Here is a 23,987-nt window from a genome sequence, read left to right as displayed (position 1 = left end):
ACCAACAACCGTTATTAAAAACGCGCGTTATTTCCCGCGCGTTTTATACAACATAAAAGGACATCACAATGGCAGGACTCAATAAAGTCGTCAGCAGCTATGAAGAAGCGTTAAACGGCTTATCAAACGACATGACCATTATGGTCGGCGGCTTTGGCCTGTGCGGCATTCCAGAAGGCTTAATCAATCAAATGGTTAAGATGGGCGTTAACGGCTTAACGGCGATATCAAACAACGCTGGCGTTGACGATTTCGGCCTTGGCTTACTGTTAAAACATCGCCAAATCGCCACTATGATCGCCTCTTACGTGGGCGAGAACGCCACTTTCGAGCAACAAATGCTCTCTGGCGAACTGAACGTGATTTTAACGCCCCAAGGCACGCTGGCGGAAAAGATCCGCGCAGGTGGCGCAGGTATTCCGGCATTTTTCACCGCTACAGGCTACGGCACGCCAGTCGCTGATGGTAAAGAAACCCGCGAAATCAAAGGTCGCCATTACGTGTTAGAAGAGTCGCTGGCCGCAGATTTTGCCTTAGTGCGTGCATGGAAAGCCGATACCATGGGTAATTTGGTGTTCCGTAAAACCGCCGCCAACTTTAACCCTATGATGGCGACCGCGGGCAAAATCACTGTAGTAGAAGCCGAGTTTATTGTTGAGCCGGGCGAGCTAGACCCAGATCATATCCACACGCCGGGCATCTATGTTGACCGCGTTATTCAAGGCACGTTCGAGAAACGTATCGAGCAACGCACGGTAAAAGTCGCGAAATAAAAGGCGCAGGCAAAAACCTTGAAACACAGTTAACGCAATTGGCACTTAGCTCCCTAAAGTAAAAACTAAAGGTAAAAGCCTAAGAGTGAAGACCAAAGCGTCAAAGCCAAATAGAAAGGATAGATATCATGGCATTATCAAGAGAACAACTGGCTCAGCGCGTCGCCAAAGAATTAAAAGATGGCTACTACGTCAACCTCGGCATCGGCATTCCAACACTGGTCGCTAACTATATTCCCAGCGGCATGGAAGTCATGCTGCAATCGGAAAATGGCCTACTCGGCATGGGCGAATTCCCTACCGAAGACACCATAGATCCCGATTTAATCAACGCGGGCAAACAAACCGTTACCGCAGTCAAAGGCGCGTCGTTTTTCTCCTCGGCGGAAAGCTTTGCCATGATCCGTGGCGGCCATGTGGACTTAACCGTGCTCGGCGCCTTTGAGGTCGATGTGAATGGCTCTATCGCCTCATGGATGATCCCCGGCAAACTCATCAAAGGCATGGGCGGTGCGATGGATTTAGTCGCGGGCGCTGAAAACATTATTGTGACTATGATGCACGCCGATAAATACGGTAATTCTAAGCTACTGCCCGTATGCGAATTGCCGCTGACTGGTTACGGCTGCATTAAACGCGTCGTCACAGATTTAGCCTTTATCGAAATCAAAGATGGCGCTTTCCATCTACTAGAGCGCGCCCCAGGTGTCAGCGTAGAAGAAATCGTCAGCAAAACTGCTGGCAAATTAATCGTACCTGAGCATGTACCCGAAATGGTGTTTTAAGCACAGAGTTTAAGTTTGCTTCTTAACATCAATGCTCCAGTTTGATGCACTAAGTTTTATACCTTAAAAGCCCAGAAGATAATTCTGGGCTTTTTGTTTATCTAGCAATTAGCTAGCGCTGCGACTTGAGAGTTAATCCTAGTCAATTGCACCACTCATTCATTAGTATGAATTACCTGATTAACCCGCTATATTTCAGCAAACTACCTCTTAATAAAGCGATAATACGCGGCAAATTGTAGGCTATGGCTCATTGCAGTTCGTGATAAGGATGCAGAACGAATACCTTATTTGTCGTTCGCAAACCGTTCGTAGCGATAAAAGTTTAAGGTATGGGTAACACGGAGAGCGGTATGCGGGCATGGAGGATCTATTTCTGGTTTTGTGTACTGCAATTAATCATGAATTACCGCGCGGCTATGATGTCCACTGTCGCTTGGTACGATTTTATCAATTGGCTGGTGATGTTGCAGGGATTGATTGGCCTTCAAGGCCAAGTCTATAAATTACGGTTTTTCTCACAAAAAGTGTGGCAACGATTCTTCCCCATATTCTGCGTATGGAGCTTGATGTATGTAGGCATCAATTGGGCCAGTAATACGACAAATCCACCAGACATAAGCTCAAACATCGGCTATGTGATCATCCTAATGCTGACCATTCCGCAGTGTTTAGCCCTATATCGATACGTAGTTAATTGGCATCACTTACCCGCAAAATCGAAAAAGCCTTAACCCTAAAAATCGCCAAATAATGGTATAAATTGCACCATTCAAGAAGCGTATCTAAAACAACTATCAGCACAAAGCCAAAGGAAAGCTTATGTACCAGATTTCAATTGTGATATTTGATGAATTTACCGATATCGATTTTTTCCTCATGCGTGACATCCTCGGCAGGACAAAAACAGACTGGAATGTGAAAGTACTCGGGACAAAGCCTAGCCACAGATCGAGTTTAGGGATGACGGTTGCAACCGATGGTCATGTGGCCGAAGTCGCTGATGCCGACGTAGTATTATTCAGCAGTGGTTACAAAGGCGTACCTGCGGCACTTGCTGATACTGAGTTTATGTCCGCCCTTAAATTAGATCCCACACGACAGTTGCTTGGCAGTATCTGCGCGGGGTCATTCTTCTTTGCCAAATTAGGGCTACTCGACAATCTCTCGGCAACGACTCACCCCGATGCAAAACCTGCCCTAGTTGCCATGGGCGTCGATGTAGAAGACTGCGCCCTCGTGATTAATGGCAATATTGCCACTGCGGGTGGCTGCTTGTCCTCACTCTATTTAACCGGCTGGATTGCGGAGCGCTTATTCGACAGTGCGAAACGCCGCGAAATTCACAGGCAGCTTATTCCTGCTGGGCAAACAGATATTTTTGAAGCATTAATCCAATCCTCCATCTCCGCGGCCATTCGTTAAAAGTGATGTAGATACTCTCGATGAATGAAAAGAATCCCATGATAAAACTTAAAAATCTTCTCGAGGCTATAAAAGCCGAGCATCAAATAACCACCCAGAATGAGCTTGTGGCTTTGCTATCGCAAAATGAATTACTCATTCAGCAAATCCAAGCTGCTGATGCGCAGTATTGGGTCAATTTTGCTAAGAATACCTTCGATGGTTGGTATTGCATTCGAACACCTATGCTCAGTACCTTTCATGTTTATTACCAAGAACGTGGACAAAACTGCTGGGGAGAAGATGTTTTTACCGAGCAAAGTGCAGCCATAGCAGCGGTTATTTTTATGTCTGGCATTTGGGACCAAGTCCCCTAGCACTAAGCAAATAAAAGCCTGCTCACTCATCCTATATTTTCACCTTCACGAATGGCGATATGTAACGAATCATTACGCGACTTTCAATATCGAAATCATCATGTTAGGGTGAGTGCTTAGATTGACTCATAATAACAGACACATTTTTAGCGCTCTGTTTAACTCTCTCATTGTCCAAAGGAGCGGTATCTATGGACTGGCTTATTATTGCACTCGCGGGCTTTTTAGGCGGCATGCTCAATGCAGTTGCCGGTGGAGGCAGTTTTATTACCCTATTAGCGTTAGTGTTTGTCGGGGTTCCACCGATTGCGGCGAATGCCACGGGGACAGCCGCGCTGCTGCCTGGTTATATCGCCAGCGCATGGCGTTTTAGAAAGGATATCGAATATCCGGCGAGTCTTAGCCTTAAAAATCTGATCTTAATTGCTTTAATTGGCGGCAGTATTGGCGCGGGTATTTTGCTGACCACCAGCGAGCAAGTCTTCGCAAAGCTGATCCCTTGGCTGATTCTACTGGCCACCGCAGCCTTTATTGTTGGCCCTTGGTTGCTCAAACGAAGAATCGCTGAGCAAGGCGAAAACACCTCTACGCCAATGTTAAGTCCGATAACGGCACTGATAATGCTGTCGGCTGTGTGTATCTATGGCGGTTATTTTAATGGTGGCTTAGGCATTATTCTGCTGGCGAGTTTTGGTCTAATGGGGCAAACCAACCTACATGGGATGAACGGGCTTAAAAATCTGATTTCTGCCCTGCTTACCACGATTGCAGTGGTGATTTATGCCGCGGGCAATGTTATTGATGGGCAATATCTGTTGCTGCTTGCCGTTATGGCGATTGTCGGTGGTTATGTGGGGGCGGCGCTGGCCTACCGCATTTCACAGCCCTTGCTACGCGGCTTTATTGTAATCGTCGGTTTAGCGATGGCCTTAGGCTTTTTCATGCGCTAGTTTTTCATACGTTAGGCTTTTGATTTGTGAAGCTTAAACTCATAAAAGCTGGACAGGCGAGTTTTCGATACAAGGTCTCACCGATAAATTGCCCTTATGTGACTGACTTGTTACTCTGATCCATCCTATAGGAGAACAGTGTGATTAAGGATAGCGATGAAACTGATGACCTTGAAACTGAGGACCTTGAGACTGAGTAAATTAATACCAAAGACCTTGAAGCTAAGCACCTTAAATCTTGCCCTGTGTCTTATTGCATGCTCACCGGCTATTTACACCGAAACCGCTAGCGCAGCGACCATTAGCGTCAAAACGGAAACGGGTAATATTCAGGTAAAAACCATAGCCCAAGGGTTAGAGAATGTCTGGGGTATGGCATTCTTACCCGACGGCAGTATGCTCGTGACTGAACGAGCTGGCAGAATGCGCATTGTCAGCACCGTAGGCAAAGTGGGTGAACCCTTAACGGGTTTACCGCCTATGTATGCCAAAGGTCAAGGTGGTTTACTTGATGTCGTGCTTGCGCCAGATTTTACCAGCAGCAAAAAAATCTATTTCAGTTATTCAGAACCCGCTGAAGGTGATGCAAGTGAGCTCAATAGCACAGCGGTCAGTTTTGCCACGCTCAATGGTAACAAGCTTGAAAATCTCACCCGCGTTTTTAGTCAACAACCTAAAGTCAACAGCGGCCACCATTTTGGATCTCGTTTAGTGTGGGCGCCTGATGGCACACTGTTTATCACACTCGGTGATCGCTATAGCGAAAAAGATAGCGCCCAAACATTGGACAATCATTTAGGCAAAGTCGTGCGTATTCATGCCGATGGCTCAGTGCCTCAGGATAACCCCTTCGTCAATACGGCTGGCGCCTTACCCGAGATCTGGTCTATTGGTCATCGCAATATGCAGGGCGCGGCGATTAATCCCATCGGCAAAGTATTGTGGACGGGCGAGCACGGCCCCCAGGGCGGCGATGAACTCAATATCGACCAAGCGGCTAAAAACTATGGCTGGCCAGTGATTACCTATGGTGAGAATTATGGTGGCGGCAAAATCGGCGAAGGCACCCATAAGGTGGGAATGGAGCAACCCGTCTACAAATGGGTTCCCTCGATTGCCACGGCGGGCTTTATGTTTTACACAGGTGATAAATTTCCACAGTGGCAAAATAATCTATTACTCGCCAGCCTAAAGGAAAAAACACTAGTGCGTTTAGTACTTGATGGCGACAAGATTATTAAAGAAGAGCGGCTACTGAAAACTGAATTAGGGCAAAGATTGCGCTCAGTCGTGCAAGGGCCAGATGGACTGATTTATCTCGTAACCGATGAAGCTAAATCAAAAATTTACCAGTTATCACCGCAGTAATCTTAATCGCTGCACTTTTATCACAGTGCTTTAACTAAACCATGTTAACCACAGCAATAAACTCAATCGATAGAGAATTTAAGCCTTAAAACGACAAAGAGTGTTCATCAGGAACACTCTTTGTCGTTGGCGTGGCACTTAATTCATGCCTTTATTCGTTCACCACACACATGCCCTGCTCGGTTTGTACATAGGGAGCTAAAATAGGCATCATGCCCTTCATCACCTGCAATGGCAGCGCCGAAGTAAAACTAAAATCATCGGATTTACTGCCTGGCACGAAGGCGGTCAAAGTACCGAAGTATTTGTCACCTAGATAAAACACGAAGGTCGCGGTGCGGTTCATCGCCGTAGTCGCCACTTTTTTACCTTGCTGCATCTGAGTCACAATACGGTTATCACCGGTGCCGGTTTTCCCGCCTATGGCTAACATGCCACCTTTTTCATCGGTAAAAATGCCTTTTAAACGACGTGCGGTGCCGTTTTGCACTACGTTCGCCAGCGCTGCTTTTAAGGCTTGTGCTACTTCATGGCGCATTACCCGCTCACCTTGGGTATTCTGATTCTGTAATCTCACTTCATAGGGCGTATCTGCGGCGAAATGCAGCTGATTGATACGCACTGTGGGCAAACGATAGCCGTCGTTTTGAATAATGCCCATCAGCTCGGCTAAGGCTGCGGGTCGGTCACCCGAGCTACCCAGTGCTGAGCCTAAGGATGGCACCATAGAATCAAAGGGATAACCTAAACGCGCCCAACGTTGATGTATGTCGAGGAAGGCTTCAACTTCAAGCATCACTTGCACTCGTACATCACGGGCGTTTTTATGCCGCGTCCTAAACAACCAACGGTAAACCTCTTGACGTTGTGCTTCACTCGCCTGCTTAACATCGTTCAAGTTGGCATCAGGATTATGATTAAGGTAATCCAGCACCCACAATTCCAAGGGATGCACCCGTGCGATATAGCCTTGATCTGGCAAATTATATTTATCCGGACCGTACTTGTTATATAAGCTCTTAATACGACCATCGGTATAGCTCACCTGCGGCAATCTTTGCTTCAAGAAAGCCTTAAATGCCGCCATAGGTTCATCGGGCAGTAAATAGCGATACGCCGCCGTCAACTGCTGCTCCGACTGGGACAAACCGTCAAAAAACATGTCGAAACGCTCATTCGCAGCCACTTTTTTGTACTTACGATAAAACTTAGTAACGAAGGTATTACCTTCTCTATCAGCAAATACCCGCAGATATTCGTCACGGCGCGGATCTTTATCATTACGCAGCAACTGGGCCATATTACCCTCGTTTTGCATACTACTGCTGTAATTCACGATATCGCGCATGAGGCGCACAAACGGCAAATTAACCGAATCCTGCAGGGCTTGGTAAAGTGTTGGCGTTTTTAAATCTTCTGTTTTTTTAAAGTTATTAAACACATGCAACCCACCACCGGTAAAAAACTGTTCACTGGTTGAGGCCGAATATTCTCGCTGTAACGCCGCATCTAACATGCGGTCTAAACGTCTGTCGGGATTTAAAATCAAGTAATCAATCGCCCAACGGGTTAAATGATCCCTAGGTTCGATAATGATGGATTCCAATTCAATCCCATGTTTCTTGGAATACTTGTCGTGGATCTCGGCAATGATTTCTAAGTAGGTCGCCATCACCCGCAATTTAGCGGTTGAGCCCAATTCCAACTTACTGCCCTCGTTAATATCAAAAGGCTGATCGGTACTATCCGTCTGCACTCTAACTCGGTTGGCGGTCTCAGTGCGCTCATAAAGCGTAAAGCTATACAGTACGTTTTGCAGTTGGCTTGGGTCGAGTAACCGTTCGCCAAGCAGACCCACTTTCTCCGCGGTAGGCACTTGCGCCAGACTGCGTAAGTAGTGACTGACTTTCTGCTGTAAGTCACTGTGTAAGCTACTATTGACCGTCAAATCGAGCCTGTCTAAATCATACAGCCCCACATTTAACATGCCTGCGGTGCGAATGCGAACTGTGTTCACGCCCTTATCTGCGCCAGATTGGGTATTACGTTGCGGCTTAGCGACCTTAAACTGCAATTTCTGCGCGAGTGCAGCATCACGTAGGCCACGATCAATCAAATAATACTGGCCGAGTAAACGGATATGGCTATCGACTAAGTTTTCAAGATCTTCATGACCTTGCAATAGATAGTAGGACGGACGACGTTGGGCGATCATCAAGGCAACCACTTGTCGGAATACTTGTCCGCGCTTGGTGGCATTACCTTTGATCTGCGGCGATGCTAACAACTTGTTTGCAGTATCAAAATCGGTACCAAACCACGCCCACAATCCATCACCAATACCATGAACTTCGCCATGATTTGGCGCCGAAGATAATGGCACGGTATTCAGATAATCTTGAACGATGCGCTTACGAGCAGGTTCAGTGTTTTCACCTTGTTGGTACACGCGCACACTGGCCGAGCCAATTTGCAGTAACTTATCTTTAATACTCAAGGTTAAACCTTGGGAAGAATGGCGGAATTTCTCAATCTGAGTCGCGAGTGTACTGCCACCCGCGGTAGAGACATTCATACCAACCATTTCAGCAATTTGGCTCATGCCTGCCACCACAAAACGTGGCCAGTCGATCACAGGATTGAGTTTCTCTTCCGTCGTCCATAACTCGCGGTTTTCAATAAACAGCAAAGTATTAACGATTTCATTGGGGATCTTATCGTCGTCCTGATAAACCCGTTTAGGATAGGCAAATTCGTATAAATCGGTATTGCGGCAATCGAGCAGCGTCAACCCAGATTGCGCCTTTTCGTGGTAAGGCGGAAAAAATCCAAGTTGAGCGTATTCCTGCAACGCTGGCGAAAACGCCACTTGTTGCGTGACCTGAAAATTCCGTTGCAATAACCTATCAATATACTGAGGTAACTTACTGTAGCCATGGCGCTCATCGAAAGGACCATAACTAGGATAAATAACCGCTTGGCTCGGTGAGCTTTCTAATTCATAGGTGAGCGTCTTAGCATATTGATTGATGAATTTTGCTTGATAAAACGAAGTTTTAACCTCAAGTCCAATCAGCAATGCAGCGCAGCAAATCAGAATAAAAAATAAGAACCAGACCCTGCCCTTTGATCTGGCTTTACGCGGCGGCTTAACCTTAGCTTTAGGCTCAGGTTGTGGTGGACGAGGACGATAATTTTCGAACTTCATCTCTGATGTGGAATTAGGCAAAACAGCTCCAAAAAAACACTAAAATATTCATCTTTCATGCAACTCAGCAAATCCGTTGCCACTCAGTAAAGCAAGATATCAAACTCATCTAGCCATTATCCGGCTCTATTAATTAGTCTTAGTACCCATTATGTTCCACACTTTATCAAACCTAACTTCACTGTAAAGAAGGGTGCCTGTGACCCACAACCGCCACTAATCAATACTAATGTTAAGCTGATAGTACATTTTGCCAAATATTAATTTGTTGATATCAAGGTATTTTCAGCGATTAAGGCAACTGACAGTATGACTTAAAAACAAAACGAGCTAATTTAAGTCGCACAAAAAGAATGAGTCGCTCAATAATCACACGCGATTAACGAAGCCTCATCCCACATATTCATGCGCATCCCAGATAAATTCACGAAAATGTTTGCGACAGACAGACTCGTAACTTTCATTACCGCCAATCGCCACTTGCTCACCCTCGCGCATCACCTTGCCTTCACCATCAAGACGCACCACCATGTTAGCCTTACGCCCACAATGACAAATAGTCTTCAACTCAACTAATTTATCGGCCCAAGCTAATAAATAATGACTGCCGCTAAAAAGTTCGCCTTGAAAGTCCGTTCTTAGGCCATAGCAGAGTACAGGAATATCAATATTATCGACCACATGCGTCAGCTGCTTAACCTGTTCTTTACTCAAAAACTGACACTCATCCACTAGCACACAGCTTAATGGCGTGGCTTGATGCACATCGCTAATCATTTGAGTCAAATCATCTTGGCTACTAAATACCTGTGCTTCGGTTTCAATGCCAATACGTGAGGCCACTTTACCTTTGCCATATCTGTCGTCTATGGAGGCTGTCATGACCAAAGTATTCATACCGCGTTCACGGTAGTTATAGGATGACTGTAATAGGGAAGTGGATTTACCCGCGTTCATTGCCGAATAATAAAAATACAATTGAGCCAAGACTTATACCCTTTAAAAACGTTAGCGCTTACGCGTCTGCTACCAGAGCCAAATTGAGCGCTAGTCTAACATTGCGCTTCACATCAGAACACTAGCAGCCGCTAAGCTTTTATCATGAAATTCTGCAATGACACCAACTTATCAATCATTTTAATCCCCAATCGCCTCCTGAAATATTTCTAGTCCACTTCATTTAATACTCTTCCCTGCAAAAAACATAAAAAAACGTCCCGATGCCGTTCAATTGTTAATGAAAGCTTAACTGAAACTTAAATGTTGTTTCATAAGGAAAAATTAGTAAAAGTTAAATTTAAAAAGTGTGATCTACCTCCAAAGTAATAGGTATAAATGGGCTTTCGCTCAAAAAATAAACATAGCGTTAACAGTAATATTTCATTCGAGACAAAACGTGCTCAATTAAAAAAAGAAAAGTATTCGATAGCTTGCAAATTGAGACCAACGGTCAAAGCACTAATCTACCCTGCAAACTTTAGTGCTCCACTCCGTCCTTTATTCGCATATTGGATCAAATGGAGATTATGATGAGAATTTTCACCTCTAGAAAACTGGCATATTTAGTTGCCTTAGCACTAACTGGCGCCCTTGTTGGCTGCGGCGATGATGGTAAAGATGGTGTGGATGGAGCACCAGGAACGCCCGGTATCCCTGGAACACCTGGTGAACCTGGAACACCCGGTGAGCCTGGAACACCGCCCCCTGTCACCAGTTCTACTATGACTAACGTCAAAGTGATCAACTATAGCTTTGGCGAAGGCAGTATCACTTACGAATTTGAAATTACAGATGAAAACAATAACCTAATCAACGGACTGTTAAATGCTCAAGCCAAAGTGGCGGCACTAACAGATAAAGGCTTCATCACTAACCGCACCGAAGCTGATAAAAATGGTGTTGCAGATAACGTCCATATTGGCGGTGAAGCAACTCAAGCAACCGTCGGCGCTGAATTGACCGCTTTAGCTGATGGTCATTACCAATTTAAAGTACCAATGAAAGGGGTTAATCCAAGCACTGAAGGTATCGTTTGGTTACGTGTCGGTGGTAATAATGGTATTGCGACCTCCAAACCTCTGGTCGTTAACAAACCTGAAGGCACCCATTCAACCACAACTGATAGTTGTTACTCTTGCCATATCGACTACTCAACAAGCCCTCGTCGTCATGCAAGCTATGTCGCTACCGGCATGGACAGCGAAGTCACCTTCGTGGAAGGCTGTTTAGTGTGCCACGGCTCAGTTAGCCGCGCAGTTGTCAATGCTGAAGGTTTCTCTACGGGTGGCTATGCGACAAACACCCTATCTAAAATTGGTCATATCAATCACCAAGATTTTACTAAAGACTTTTCAGTACAAAACTGTACATCTTGTCACGTTGAAGCACCTAAAAACATCAACGTAGCTGGACCAGGTTGTATTGATTGCCATGACAGTGGTGGCGTACCAGGGGCTATTATCCCAAGTAATGGTGCGGATCTGCGCATTATGCACGAAAGCAAAGCGGGTATAACCGAACGCCAAGCGATTCGCGCTAAGTATAAATTAAGTCTATCAACACCTGTTAAAGTAGATGATATTTCTACCAAGACAGACCACTATGCGCCGACAGGTGCTGCGGCAGCAGTAACCGCCCCAGGCTGGTGTACAACACTGACAGTGAAAGACACCGATGGTAACGTCTTTAGCATTAAAGACAACTTTAACTATTCTAGCCCGCTAGTATATGACGCTAAGAAACCCGTAGTTTATGCGGGCGCTTATTTACATTCCTATGAAAATGGCAGCTTAGTGGGTCGCCCAGGTAACCGTACTAACTACTACTATGGTTACAACACTGACGGCACTAAAAATATCTGTCATTTACTGACAGATATCAGCGCAGTGAATGCTAACTATGTTTATTCTGCCCGCGTGACATTCAGTACCGCTGGTTGGATGGAATATGATGGCAAGCAACGCTACCAAAGTAATGGCAGCCTAAGAGCGACAGGTTATGATGGTTCTATGGGCATATCCTTTACGGCTTACTCAGATGTCGTTAACCCTGTCACCACTCAAAAGGTCTCTGGCTTCGAACGTCGTGAGATAGCGAGTACTAACAGCTGTACTACTTGTCACAACGATGCCACTGCGTTCCACAAAAATGGTGCCTTCGATGAAGGTGGTAAAGCTTGTATCGCCTGCCATGACAACGGCATGGAACGTACTTCAGCAGCCTTAGGCGCAGGTTTTGGTCCTATGGTGCACAGCTGGCACTGGGGTAATGGCGCTAAAGTCGGTGAAGTTAAAGCTGATGGAACTCAAGCGCAAACCGCTAACGGTGCAGGCGCGATTGAAGCCTCTACTAGCTGCGTTGCCTGTCATGAAAAAGCGATTGATTTAAGCAAAGTGCCAAATCAATACATCGCTGAGCCAGGTAGCAAAATGACAAGCCCAGTCACCGCTAACTGTTATGCCTGCCACACTAGCGATTCAGCTAAGGCGCATATGGCAAGCAACGGTGGTGAAATCAGCATACCAAAGGTTGCTGACTGGTTTAAACAACCGACCTCTGAATCCTGTGCAGTATGTCATGACACAGGTAGAAGTTCTGGTATTGATAAATACCACAAGTTTACTCGCTAATTAATCATCTCATCATCGCGTGATTAAGAAGTAAGTAAAAAGCGGTACCTATTTTCCCTGCAAGGAAATAGCCAAAGGAGTCTCGCTAATGCGAGGCTCCTTTTTTACTTAGACATTACCCGATAACAAGCCATTTTCAGTCCTATTTAAGTTACTAACGTTACAGTCCTAAAAAAACAACAATTCAAAGGAAGTCACTCAATTATGCGTAAAAGTTTTATTGCCATCGCCATCGGCGCCACTCTCACCGCCGGATTCATGGCAGGTTGCAGCAGCACAGAAACTAAAGCACCTAACGTTATCTCGGTACAAACCCAAAACCCGCTGTTCCAAGCCAGTAACCTGCAGTATCAAGCCCCTGATTTTAGCCTCATCAAGAATGAGCACTTCGCGCCAGCCCTAGAGCAAGGCATGGCAGAGCAGTACCAAGAAATTCTCGCAATAGCCAATAATCCGGCAGCAGCAACCTTCGATAATACGATTGTGGCTATGGAGAAAAGCGGCGCCCTACTCAACCGTGCATCAAGCGTGTTTTATAATTTAGCAGGGTCGAATAGCAATCCAGAACTGCGTAAAATCCAAGGCGAAATGGCGCCAAAAATGGCGGCCCACTCAGATAATATCAACTTAAACCCAGCGCTATTTGCCCGTATCGAAGCCATCTATAACGACCGCACCAACTTAGGGTTAACCCCAGAAGCCGTGCGTTTGGTTGAGGTGTATCACCAACGCTTTATCATGGCTGGCGCTAAACTTACCGATGAACAAAAAGTTAAAATCCGCGCGTTAAATGAAGAACAATCAACACTAACGAATGAGTTCTCTCAGCGTTTATTACGCTTAACCAAAGAAATCGCCGTTGTGGTGGATTCAAAAAGTGAACTTGCTGGATTAACCGACGGTGAAATAGCTTCAGCCGCGAACGATGCCAAAGCGGCAGGTCACGATGGCAAGTATCTGATTAACATCACCAACACCACTCGCCAACCTGTGTTGGCATCACTGGAAAACCGTGAGCTACGCCAGCGTATTTGGGAAGCCTCAGCGAACCGTGGCTTAACTGGTGAAAACGAAACTGCGTCACTCGTATCTCGTTTAGCGAAACTCAGAGCCGAGCGCGCAACACTATTAGGCTATGAAAACTGGGCAAGTTATCGATTAGCACCGCAAATGGCCAAAACACCCGAAGCGGTTTACAGCATGTTTGGTTCAATGGTGCCTGCGGTAGTTGCTAACACAGAGAAAGAAGCGGCCGACATTCAAGCCATGATCACTAAAACCGGTGGGAAATTTGAACTGGCACCGTGGGACTGGGAGTTTTACGCAGAAAAAGTCCGCCAAGAAAAATACGCTCTCGATGCCAATAGCATTCGCCCATACTTCGAATTTAACCGCGTGCTCGAAGACGGCGTATTCTACACACTCAAAGAACTCTATGGCGTCACCTTAAAACCACGCCCAGATTTACCGGTTTACCATCCCGATGTAAAAGCCTACGAAATGTTTGATGCCGATGGCTCAAGCATGGCCATTTTCTACGCCGACTATTTTGCCCGTGAAGGTAAACGTGGTGGCGCTTGGATGAGTTCGTTCGTCGGTCAATCCTTCCTCGAAGGCACTAAACCTGTGGTCGTCAACGTGATGAACATAAAGAAAGCGCCCGAAGGTCAACCCACATTCGTCAGCTATAACGAAGTCACCACTATGTTCCATGAAATGGGTCACGGCACCCACGGCATGTTCTCTAAAGTGACTTATCCAAGTCTGGCGGGTACCTCGGTTTCACGCGACTTTGTCGAATTTCCATCGACGTTTGAAGAAGATTGGGCCGCCCATCCAAAAGTGTTAGCGAACTACGCGAAACACTATGAAACGGGCAAACCCATTCCCGATGAACTGCTGCAAAAACTGCTGAAATCTGGCAGCTTCAACCAAGGCTTTGACACTCTGGAATACATGGCCGCCGCATTAGTAGACATGGAATGGCATTCATTAAGCCCAGAGACGCCGCTGCAAGATGTACCAACCTTTGAAGCCAATGCCCTGAAAAAGCACGGCTTAAACATCAGTGCCGTACCTCCGCGTTATAAGTCGACCTATTTTGCCCACGCCTTCCCCGGCGGTTACTCGGCAAGTTATTACGCTTATATGTGGAGTGAGATTTTAGCGGCGGATGCGTTTGCCTATGTACAAACCCAAGGCGGGCTCAATCGTGAAATCGGCATGAAGTACCGCAAAACGATCCGTGAAGTGGGTAATAGCATAGCGCCAATGGACGCCTACAAAAACTTCCGCGGACAAGAGCCAACCACGGAAGGCTTACTTAAACGCCGCGGTCTAGATCAAGCACGCTAAGCTAAGAGTTGGTAGCCTTAATGCGATAGGCTAAAGATAAAGACAAACTCAGCCTTAACCAAAAAATCAGCCAGCATAATGCTGGCTGATTTATTTTGACTTATTTGTCGTGAACGTTTGCAGTGAAAGGTTTCAATTAACGTCTAGCTAATTGCGCCTTTCGATTTGATTTTAAGTACGATAATACTGATCACAAATGCCACACTACAAGCCACTAAACCCGCGACAACAGACTCGGTAAATCCAAGTGCCACATAACCCACTAAGCTAATAAACGCCGCAATGAGTGCATAAGGTAGTTGAGTCACCACATGGTCGATGTGGTGGCAACTAGCACCCGTAGACGACAAGATAGTCGTGTCGGAAATTGGCGAGCAGTGATCGCCAAATACAGCCCCCGCCAGCACAGAGGCAAGCATAGGCAACATCATGCCAGTGTGGCTTCCCATCGCCATATCAGCAGCAATCGGCAACATGATCCCGAACGTCCCCCAGCTAGTACCGGTTGAGAACGCAGTAATACCTGCTAGCACAAACATTAAGGCGGGTAAAAACGCGAACGGAATATTTCCTGTTGCTAAACTCGCCATAAACTTACCGGTTTCGAGTTGACCAATCACCCCTGCGATTGTCCAAGCAAATAACAGGATGTAAATCGCCGGCAGCATAGAGCGAGCGCCCTGCACTATACCTTTGACTATCATCAATTTCTCAACGCCTTGCACTAAATTCAATATCAGCGAAACCGCTAGACCAATTAATGCACCAAAGAAAAGTGATGAACTGACATCGGTTTTCTCAAAAGCAGAAATAATATTAAATTCAATCCCTTCCGCCGCGAGTACTTGAGCGCCACTGTTAATCATAAAATAGAGGGTTGCAAATACCAACACGGTAATCGGCAGGAACAGACCTAAAATCTTACCGGTTTCGGCTTCAGGTAAATCCGCGTTCGCCCCAGGCGGTAATCCTTTAGACTCATCGTATAAATTACCACGTTGGGCATTGAGCTCATGCTCACGCATTGGCCCAACATCTAATCCCATAAAGACAACAAAAAGTAATAATAACAAGGAGAAGATTGCGTAAAAGTTCATTGGGATCATTTGAATAAAAATACTCAAATGACCCGTATCAGCAAAACCATGGGCAGTTAATATCCCGCCAATGAGTGCGATAATATAAGCGCCCCAGCTCGAAACTGGAGAAATAACGCACACAGGCGCGGCAGTAGAATCTAATAAATAAGCTAACTTCGCGCGGGAAACATAATAACGATCGGTAACAGGTCGAGCGACCGAACCAACAACTAAACTATTGAAATAATCATCAATAAAAACTACGCAACCTAAAAACATGGTCAATAGTTTAGCGTCACGTTTATTACGTATATGTAAACGAGCCCAATCGGCAAAAGCCCGCGCGCTGCCACTTACGGTAATTAACGCTGTAATCATTCCCAGTACAATTAAGAAACCGAGAATATATAAGTTCCACGAATTTAGACCTTTATCAGTCCAAAAAAGCCCTTTAACGCCATTAAATACAAACTCACCCGTTGCTAAAGGTGAAAATTGATTGAGCAATAAAGCACCAATTAAAATACCTAACCCCAAAGAAAACAGTACACGGCGAGTCAATATCGCCAACACGATAGCCACCGCAGGCGGCAACAAGGAAAGTGCCGAATCGGCATAATTCATAACAGTCATTGATTATTATCTTCGTTAAATACGAATGGAGGGCGACTGAACTGGTGGGAAAAGGCAATAGATACCCAAGGTCACCTGTCCTATCAGTAGCGCTCCATAGTAACTATTCCCAATATCCATATCGGAAAATACTATGGCAGTGCTGCACCTATTAGGTACAACCCCAGCAGTTGATCGTGATAAATCGAACCACTTCGGCACCAAATCCTTTCGCAATCGATCAACGGAATCACCCTACTGATCACTACTAATATTTGGCGCGCCTCTACTTCTAAGAACGCCCTTGCACGGGCGTGAGGCACATAAAAACATAAGCGGCTTAGCAGATGCTACCGCAAAGCCACTTAATGTGACCTAGATCACAGATAAAATCAACTGAGACTTGTAATCAGCTCAGGAACCGCCTCAAACAGATCAGCAACGAGTCCATAATCGGCAACTTGAAAAATCGGCGCTTCAGGATCTTTGTTGATTGCAACGATGACTTTAGCGTCTTTCATGCCGGCTAAATGCTGAATCGCGCCAGAAATACCGACGGCAATATACAAGTTTGGCGCAACGATTTTACCGGTTTGACCCACTTGTAAATCGTTAGGCACAAAACCTGCGTCAACTGCAGCGCGTGATGCGCCAACTGCTGCACCTAGCTTGTCAGCAAGTTGCTCCAACATGCCGAAGTTTTCACCACTGCCCATGCCTCGGCCGCCAGATACGATAATGCCAGCATTGCCTAACTCTGGACGGGCAGAAACTGTCAGCGATTGAGAAACAAACTGAGTTCTCGCTTCAAACACTTTATCGAGTGTCGTCACAGCTGCACTGTTACCTTCTGGCGCAGCGTCAAACGCACTGGCGCGCACTGTCATCACTTTAATGGCATCATGGCTTTGCACTGTCGCTAAGGCATTACCCGCATACACAGGGCGCACAAAGGTGTCCGCATTGACAACGGTAATAACTTCTGAGATTTGCGCGACATCTAATAATGCCGCAACGCGCGGAAGCGTGTCCTTACCTAAACTTGAAGCCGAGGCCAGAATGTGACCATAGTTTGGCGCTAAGTCCACCAGCAATTTGGCAAAATTTTCTGCTAAATGCGCTTCATACACGCTGGCATCGGCAACGAGTACTTGGCTAACGCCTTGTAGTGCCTGTGCCGCTTGGACAACCGCGCCACATTGGTGACCCGCAACTAAGACATGTACTTCATCGCCTATGGCACGGGCGGCGGTAACAATTTTTGCCGTATCGAGTTTCAGTGCAGCATTATCATGTTCAGCTAATACTAAAATGGCCATTTAGATCACCTTCGCTTCATTTTTTAACTTTTCAACTAGCTCAGCTACCGACGCTACCATGATGCCCGCTTTACGTTCAGCTGGCGGAGTGACCTTCACAATCGTTTGGTGACTCTTTAACGTCACGCCTAAGTCTGCCACAGTAAATACTTCTAATGGCTTACGCTTAGCTTTCATTATGTTAGGCAATGAAGCGTAACGGGGTTCGTTCAAACGTAAATCGGCGGTCACAACAGCAGGTAAAGGCAGTTTAAGAGTTTGCATGCCGCCGTCAATTTCACGGGTGACTTGTAATGTATTCGCTTCTAATTTGATTTCTGAAGCAAAGGTCGCCTGTGGCATATCCATTAACGCGGCAAACATTTGGCCAGTTTGGTTATTATCACCATCGATGGATTGCTTACCAAAAATCACCAGCTCTGCTTGTTCTTTGTCTTGTACCGCTTTGAGCAATTTGGCGATAGACACTGGCACGAGCTCTTCTTCAGTATCGATATGAATTGCACGATCTGCGCCTAATGCAAGCGCGGTACGCAGTTGTTCTTGCACGGCTTTATTACCAATACTGACAACAACCACTTCAGTAGCGCTACCCGCTTCTTTTAAACGAACCGCTTCTTCTACTGCGATTTCACAAAAAGGGTTCAACGCCATTTTTAGGTTTGCAGTGTCAACACTTGTATTGTCAGCTTTGACCCTGACCTTCACATTGGCATCAACAACGCGCTTAACGGGCACCAATACTTTCATAGGGTTTCCTTCCTACACTTTCATGTACATGGACAAAACATTGGTTAATACCAATGCAGGATAGAGCAACTTTACGTCCTGTTAACGTTAACGTCAACCGAAGTCAAACGCCTGTTTGTATTTTTTAATCCGCTGCAACGGCCACTTTTTTGGACACTTATTTGAGGGAATAAGAAAAGTTCAAAAAATAAATAATATTTAATTTCCTTAAAACGCATAATTTTATTTGATTCGAGCTATATTAGTTTCTATCATTTAGGTGTTGTTCACCATTATCCTGTATTAAAAATAGAGTGGGACGAAAATAGATATGAGCGAATTTTTAGAGATATTAACTCACGGCCGTCGTTTTAAAGCTGCAGTAAAAGAACTTAGCGTTGAAGAGTTACGTGATTTAGCCGACAAATTAGATAAAATTTTAGTAGAACGCGAGTCTATGGCTGAGGAAGAAGAACAAGCCATGGCAGCTCGTAATGCTAAGATTGAAGAAATCCGTCAACAAATGGAAGCCGTTGGTTTATCAATTGATGACTTAGGTGGCGTAGCTGTTAAAGCTGCTGCGAAGAAACGCGCTCCTCGTCCAGCCAAATACCAAATTGAAGTTGACGGTGAAATGGTTCAATGGACTGGCCAAGGCCGTATGCCTACCGTATTTAAGAACGAGATCAACAAAGGTCGTTCTATGGAAGATTTCTTAATCTAATCCAACCAAGTGTGATGGCGCTAATTGCCAACACCAGTTTGCATAAGAGCTCGCATTAGTTGCGAGCTTTTTTATATCCATCAATCATTTCAAACTTAAACGACAGCCGTTAATTCCGCACCTCACTCCCACTCAAATTACGTTACAATTCAGCCTTAGTATTTACATCTGCTTTCAGTTACTCTTTGTTCACCCTCACTCGATTGAATAAAATAATGCAGATAAACAATAAGATAATGATATGCTGCAGCATAATCGCTAGCTTAGTATCACAAACAACATTTGCCCAGCTCAATACTGGAACAACATCCAGTAAACTCACTGCATTTACCCATGCTGAATTAATTATTGCACCGGGAAAGCGTTTAAGCGATGCCACTTTATTAATTGAAAATAATCGAATTAAAGCCATTATTGAGCACAACGACATTCCCGCTGGCGCATTTAGAATCGATTTGAGTGGTTATACAATTTATCCCGGATTTATCGATCCTTTTACCGATTATGGGATTGAGTTCGAATATCCCAAACTTAAGCTCACTCGCCCCGTCTATGATATAAAACGTATCGGTGGTAATGCGGGAAATGGTGCAATTCATTCTGAAAAAGAATGGTTTAATTACGTTTACCCCAATAAAGAACGCGCAAAAGAGTGGATTAATAATGGTTTCACCAGTGTGCAAAGTAGCAAACTCGACGGTATCTTCCGTGGGACGGGTGTCAGCCTTTCATTAGCAGACAAAACGGCTAATGAAGTGATTTATCGCGCCCGCAGTCAACCTTTTATGGCATTTGATAAAGGTTCGTCTGAACAAGATTATCCCTCATCATTAATGGGCAGCATTGCACTTATTAGGCAAACCTTTGCCGATGCAAATTGGTATAACCAAAATAAAAACAAACCTGCCAATGGCGCAATAAACAATCAAGTCGAATTTAATATCGCCTTTGAGCGTTTAGATAATTTAGCCGATAAGCAAATTATCTTTGAAACCAAAAATCTCAACGACCAATTACGTGCAGCCCATTTACTTAAAGAACATAAACTGCCAGCCAACCTACTTGGTAATGGTCAAGAATACTCACGCATCAATGAGTTAAAGGCGCTGAACTATCCGTTGATCTTACCTTTAAACTATCCGCAGGCGCCCGATGTCGGCACAGATGACGCTGATCGTGAAGTATCACTGGCGGATTTAAGACAGTGGGAACGTGCACCAACCAACCCTGCAGCGGTAGCTAACGCGGGTATCCCCTTTGCGTTAACGCAGTTTGGGATTAAGACAGATGCCTTCTGGCCGCGCCTACGCCAAGCCATTGCCCAAGGTTTAAGTGAAGAAAACGCTCTCGCAGCACTCACCACCCAAGCCGCAGAGATGACAGGCACCGCCGACTTTACCGGTAAACTCGCGTCCGGTTATATGGCTGACTTTGTTATCACTAAAGGCAATATCTTTAAAGATGGCCAGATCTACAGTGTTTGGTTGCAAGGTCAGGAGCAAAGTCTGCGCTCACTTCCCCAAGCACGATTACTGGGAGATTACCAATTAAGCCTCAATAACCTCACGCTAGATTTATCACTACATGATGAAAGTAAAAGTGATAAACCCAACATCCAAGGCAATTTAAGCAGTGGCGAACAAAGTATCTCACTCACTCAACTTAAGTTAGATGATAACGGGAGATTGAGCTTTACTGCCAATTTGAGCGCCGCAGGCATTAACGGCCTTAGTCGCTTTACGCTGTGGATGGCCGATGACGGCATTCAAGGTCGTATGGTCGATGCAAAAAGTCGCACTACAAATGTTGCCGGTGTCGCTTTAACTCAAACTGCAAAGCTCAAAAAAGCAGACCAAACAAGCAATCATGCTCCCAAGAATGAAGCCAACACGAGCCTACTGAGTCACCTCACCTTCCCTAACGTCGCTTACGGACTGAGCAAAGCCCCTAATGTTGAGAAGCTACACATCAAAAATGCCACCCTGTGGACATCGGATAAACAAGGCATTCTCGAACATGCTGATCTCTTGATGGCCAATGGCCGCATCGAAAAAATTGGCCAACAATTAAGTACGCCATCAGGTTATCAAGTCCTCGATGCAACGGGTAAACACCTCACCGCCGGCATAGTCGATGAACACTCGCATATCGCCATTAATGGCGGTACTAACGAAGGAACAGACGCAGTAACCTCTGAAGTACGCATTGGCGATATTATTAATCCCGACGATATTTCAATCTATCGTGCCTTAGCGGGCGGCGTCACCAGCGCGCAATTACTCCACGGTAGCGCCAACCCTATCGGTGGCCAATCACAACTGATCAAAATGAAATGGGGGGAGCCAGCTGAACAACTCAAATTTGTTAACGCGCCCGCCAGTATCAAATTTGCTTTAGGTGAAAACGTCAAACAGAGTAATTGGGGCGAGAAATTTGTTCAGCGCTTCCCCCAGACTCGCATGGGAGTAAAAGCGTTATTTGAAGAAACCTTCGACGCTGCTATCGCCTATGAAAAGGCGTTAAAAACCTATGATAATCTGCGCTCCAGCGATAAAAAGAAAACTGTCGCTCCGCGCCCAAGTTACCGTCTGCAAGCAGTGGCCGAAGTATTAAACCAGCAACGCGACGTACATATTCATTCCTATGTGCAGTCAGAAATCCTGATGTTTATCCGCTTAGCCGAGGCCTATCACTTTAAAGTACAAACCTTTACCCATGTGCTCGAAGGTTACAAAGTGGCGAGTGAACTGGCTGCCCATGGTGCTGGCGCATCGACCTTTGCCGATTGGTGGGCCTATAAGTTTGAGGTGTATGATGCGATTCCGCAAAACGCGTGTCTGATGCAAAACAAGGGGGTGATCACCAGCATTAACTCAGACGATTATGAAATGCAGCGCAGACTCAACCAAGAAGCGGCTAAGTCTATGATGTATTGCAATATGTCGAAGGAAGACGCTTGGAACATGATCACTATCAATCCAGCCAAACAATTAAGAGTCGATGAATTTGTGGGTTCACTCACCCCAGGCAAAATGGCCGATATCGTACTCTGGAACGCAGAGCCTCTGTCTATTTACGCCAAAGTGACGCAGGCATGGGTTGAAGGAAAACGCTATTTTGACCGCGACCAAGACCAAGTTGCCCAGCAAGCTGTGGTGAACGAGCGAGCCGCACTTATCCAAAAAATTCTCAGCAGTGATGACCAAACTAAAGCGGGTGAAAAAGTCACGCCACTCAACGAGCCACAGTGGCACTGCGATACCCACTATCAGGCATGGGGCCACGCTCATGAGGGAGCCAAATAATGCAACATTTATCTAAAACCGTTTTGTTTGTGGCGCTACTCGGCGCAATTTGCATCACGCAGGCCCCAGTTATGGCCAATGATATCGTACCTACGCTTAAACAAAGCCGCAGCGTACTGATTAAAAACGCCACTGTGCACACAGTCACTCAAGGCGTGCTCAGCAACACAGACGTCTTAATTGAAAATGGCAAAATCACTGCTGTTGGGCCTCAACTGACCAGCCAAATCAACAATGCAACCGCAGAAACCAGTGACACTCAAATCATCGATGCCAGCGGTAAACACTTGTATCCGGGCTTAATCGCCCTAGACACCAGTTTAGGCTTAGTCGAAATTGAAATGAGCCGCCCAACGGTTGATAACGCCGAGGTGGGTTATATCAATCCGCAGATCAGCACGGCCACAGCTTACAATCCGGATTCGGAGCTCATCCCGACCATACGTTACAACGGCATTACCCATGCACAAATCGTCCCGAGCGGTGATGGGTTAGCTGGACAATCGGTACTGGTGGATCTCGATGCATGGACGATTGAAGATGCGCTGACACCAAGTGCTGGACAGTTCCATGTCTATTGGCCGCAAATCAAACGCATGCCAGAAGATGAAAAAGAGAAAGCCAAGGCCATCGAGAAAAATCAGCAGGCGATCGACAAGCTCAATGTCGCCTTTGAAGATGGCTATCGCTATTTCTTAAGTGATAAGGCCAACGGTAAAGACAAAAACCAGGATGAAGATCCCCTGTCCGCGACCAACAACCTGCGCTGGCAGGCCATGTTGCCGCTATACCAAGGCAAAGCGACACTGTTTGCCCATGCCGACAGTGTTGGCCAAATTGAGCAAGTGATCGCCTTGACGAAAAAATATCAATTCAAACTGGTAATTGTCGGCGGATACGATGCATGGCGTTTGGACTCAAGCCTAAGGGAAGTTAAGGCTGGAGTCATTTACCCTCATACCTTGAGTCTGCCTAAACGTAAAGATGAGCCAGTCGATTTACCCTTTAAGATCCCATCTTTACTCGCCAATGCAGGTATTCCCTTCGCCCTTGGGTTCTCATCGGACTGGAATAGCCGTAACCTCCCCTACGCCGCAGGTTACAGCGCCGCTTATGGTTTAACGCCTGAACAAGCACTGAAGTCCATCACCTTAGATGCCGCAAAGTTGCTAGGTGTCGATGATTTAGGTGCGATAGCGGTGGGATACCAAGGCAGTGTCGTGCTGTCAGAGGGGGACATTCTCGACCCTATGACCAATAAAATTGAGGCAATCTGGATTGAAGGACGGCAGATAGATCTGAATAATCGCCATCAGCAGCTTTATCAAAAGTACCTTAAGCGGTAGAATTTACTCAGATAATAATATCGC

Annotated in this window: 17 protein-coding genes and 1 riboswitch; of the genes, 12 read left to right on the top strand and 5 right to left on the bottom strand. The window is 45.8% G+C overall.

The genetic code is table 11. The features are described from left to right. The first annotated feature begins 68 nt into the window (after window positions 1-68). The 7 genes from L5M29_RS05455 to L5M29_RS05425 all read left to right on the top strand — a co-directional run bounded on the left by L5M29_RS05455 (window position 69) and on the right by L5M29_RS05425 (window position 5,657). Window positions 69-773: a CoA transferase subunit A gene (locus tag L5M29_RS05455; protein WP_263166631.1), complete on the top strand. Its 705-nt coding sequence runs from the start codon at window positions 69-71 to the stop codon at window positions 771-773. 128 nt (window positions 774-901) lie between these two features. Beyond that, complete coding sequence (locus L5M29_RS05450; protein WP_006082325.1) at window positions 902-1,558, top strand: 3-oxoacid CoA-transferase subunit B; 657 nt, start codon at window positions 902-904, stop codon at window positions 1,556-1,558. Window positions 1,559-1,890: 332 nt separating this feature from the next. Continuing rightward, window positions 1,891-2,292: a hypothetical protein gene (locus L5M29_RS05445; RefSeq protein WP_263166629.1), complete on the top strand. Its 402-nt coding sequence runs from the start codon at window positions 1,891-1,893 to the stop codon at window positions 2,290-2,292. An 88-nt stretch (window positions 2,293-2,380) separates the two neighbouring features. After that, a complete protein-coding gene (locus L5M29_RS05440; protein ID WP_263166627.1) occupies window positions 2,381-2,983 on the top strand; it encodes a DJ-1/PfpI family protein in 603 nt (200 codons plus the stop codon). A 38-nt stretch (window positions 2,984-3,021) separates the two neighbouring features. Continuing rightward, the gene (locus L5M29_RS05435; protein ID WP_263166626.1) at window positions 3,022-3,339 is read left to right on the top strand and encodes a cytoplasmic protein; all 318 of its coding nucleotides are present in this window, start codon (window positions 3,022-3,024) and stop codon (window positions 3,337-3,339) included. 191 nt (window positions 3,340-3,530) lie between these two features. Continuing rightward, on the top strand, window positions 3,531-4,289 hold the full coding sequence (locus tag L5M29_RS05430; protein ID WP_263166624.1) for a sulfite exporter TauE/SafE family protein: 759 nt from the start codon (window positions 3,531-3,533) through the stop codon (window positions 4,287-4,289). A 156-nt stretch (window positions 4,290-4,445) separates the two neighbouring features. Continuing rightward, entirely contained in the window at window positions 4,446-5,657 is a 1,212-nt protein-coding gene (locus L5M29_RS05425; protein ID WP_263166622.1) for a PQQ-dependent sugar dehydrogenase, read from the top strand. Between the two features lie 151 nt (window positions 5,658-5,808). Here L5M29_RS05425 and L5M29_RS05420 read toward each other — a convergent pair whose 3' ends face one another. Together L5M29_RS05420 and L5M29_RS05415 are read right to left on the bottom strand one after the other, a co-directional pair. Continuing rightward, on the bottom strand, window positions 5,809-8,886 hold the full coding sequence (locus L5M29_RS05420; protein ID WP_105252041.1) for a transglycosylase domain-containing protein: 3,078 nt from the start codon (window positions 8,884-8,886) through the stop codon (window positions 5,809-5,811). Between the two features lie 369 nt (window positions 8,887-9,255). Continuing rightward, window positions 9,256-9,852 (bottom strand): thymidine kinase, encoded by a 597-nt coding sequence (locus tag L5M29_RS05415; protein ID WP_028761119.1) that lies wholly within the window; start codon window positions 9,850-9,852, stop codon window positions 9,256-9,258. Window positions 9,853-10,394: 542 nt separating this feature from the next. Here L5M29_RS05415 and L5M29_RS05410 point away from each other — a divergent pair. Further along, entirely contained in the window at window positions 10,395-12,494 is a 2,100-nt protein-coding gene (locus L5M29_RS05410) for a multiheme c-type cytochrome (protein WP_168824357.1), read from the top strand. 204 nt (window positions 12,495-12,698) lie between these two features. Further along, window positions 12,699-14,849 (top strand): M3 family metallopeptidase, encoded by a 2,151-nt coding sequence (locus L5M29_RS05405; protein ID WP_263166619.1) that lies wholly within the window; start codon window positions 12,699-12,701, stop codon window positions 14,847-14,849. A gap of 143 nt (window positions 14,850-14,992) precedes the next feature. Here the strand turns inward: L5M29_RS05405 and L5M29_RS05400 are convergent, their stop codons facing one another. From L5M29_RS05400 to L5M29_RS05390, 3 genes are all read right to left on the bottom strand, one after another. Further along, the gene (locus L5M29_RS05400; protein ID WP_113940981.1) at window positions 14,993-16,561 is read right to left on the bottom strand and encodes a Na+/H+ antiporter NhaC family protein; all 1,569 of its coding nucleotides are present in this window, start codon (window positions 16,559-16,561) and stop codon (window positions 14,993-14,995) included. 79 nt (window positions 16,562-16,640) lie between these two features. After that, window positions 16,641-16,837, bottom strand: a riboswitch (Lysine riboswitch). Window positions 16,838-16,932: 95 nt separating this feature from the next. Then, window positions 16,933-17,859 (bottom strand): electron transfer flavoprotein subunit alpha/FixB family protein, encoded by a 927-nt coding sequence (locus tag L5M29_RS05395; RefSeq protein WP_028761123.1) that lies wholly within the window; start codon window positions 17,857-17,859, stop codon window positions 16,933-16,935. After that, window positions 17,860-18,609 (bottom strand): electron transfer flavoprotein subunit beta/FixA family protein, encoded by a 750-nt coding sequence (locus tag L5M29_RS05390; protein WP_028761124.1) that lies wholly within the window; start codon window positions 18,607-18,609, stop codon window positions 17,860-17,862. 310 nt (window positions 18,610-18,919) lie between these two features. On the opposite strand from L5M29_RS05390, the gene L5M29_RS05385 reads away from it, so the two are divergent. From L5M29_RS05385 to L5M29_RS05375, 3 genes are all read left to right on the top strand, one after another. Next, on the top strand, window positions 18,920-19,312 hold the full coding sequence (locus L5M29_RS05385) for an H-NS family nucleoid-associated regulatory protein (RefSeq protein WP_028761125.1): 393 nt from the start codon (window positions 18,920-18,922) through the stop codon (window positions 19,310-19,312). Window positions 19,313-19,527: 215 nt separating this feature from the next. Next, window positions 19,528-22,617, top strand: coding sequence for an amidohydrolase family protein (locus L5M29_RS05380; RefSeq protein WP_263166616.1), 3,090 nt, complete (start codon window positions 19,528-19,530; stop codon window positions 22,615-22,617). After that, on the top strand, window positions 22,617-23,963 hold the full coding sequence (locus L5M29_RS05375) for an amidohydrolase family protein (RefSeq protein WP_263166613.1): 1,347 nt from the start codon (window positions 22,617-22,619) through the stop codon (window positions 23,961-23,963). The genes L5M29_RS05380 and L5M29_RS05375 overlap by 1 nt, the downstream gene beginning before the upstream one ends. Window positions 23,964-23,987: the final 24 nt, after the last annotated feature.

The sequence above is a fragment of the Shewanella sp. SM95 genome (assembly GCF_025653595.1).
Lineage (GTDB): Bacteria > Pseudomonadota > Gammaproteobacteria > Enterobacterales > Shewanellaceae > Shewanella > Shewanella oncorhynchi.
Note: the sequence above shows the minus strand (reverse complement) of the source record. Positions and strands in the feature narration are given on the sequence as shown.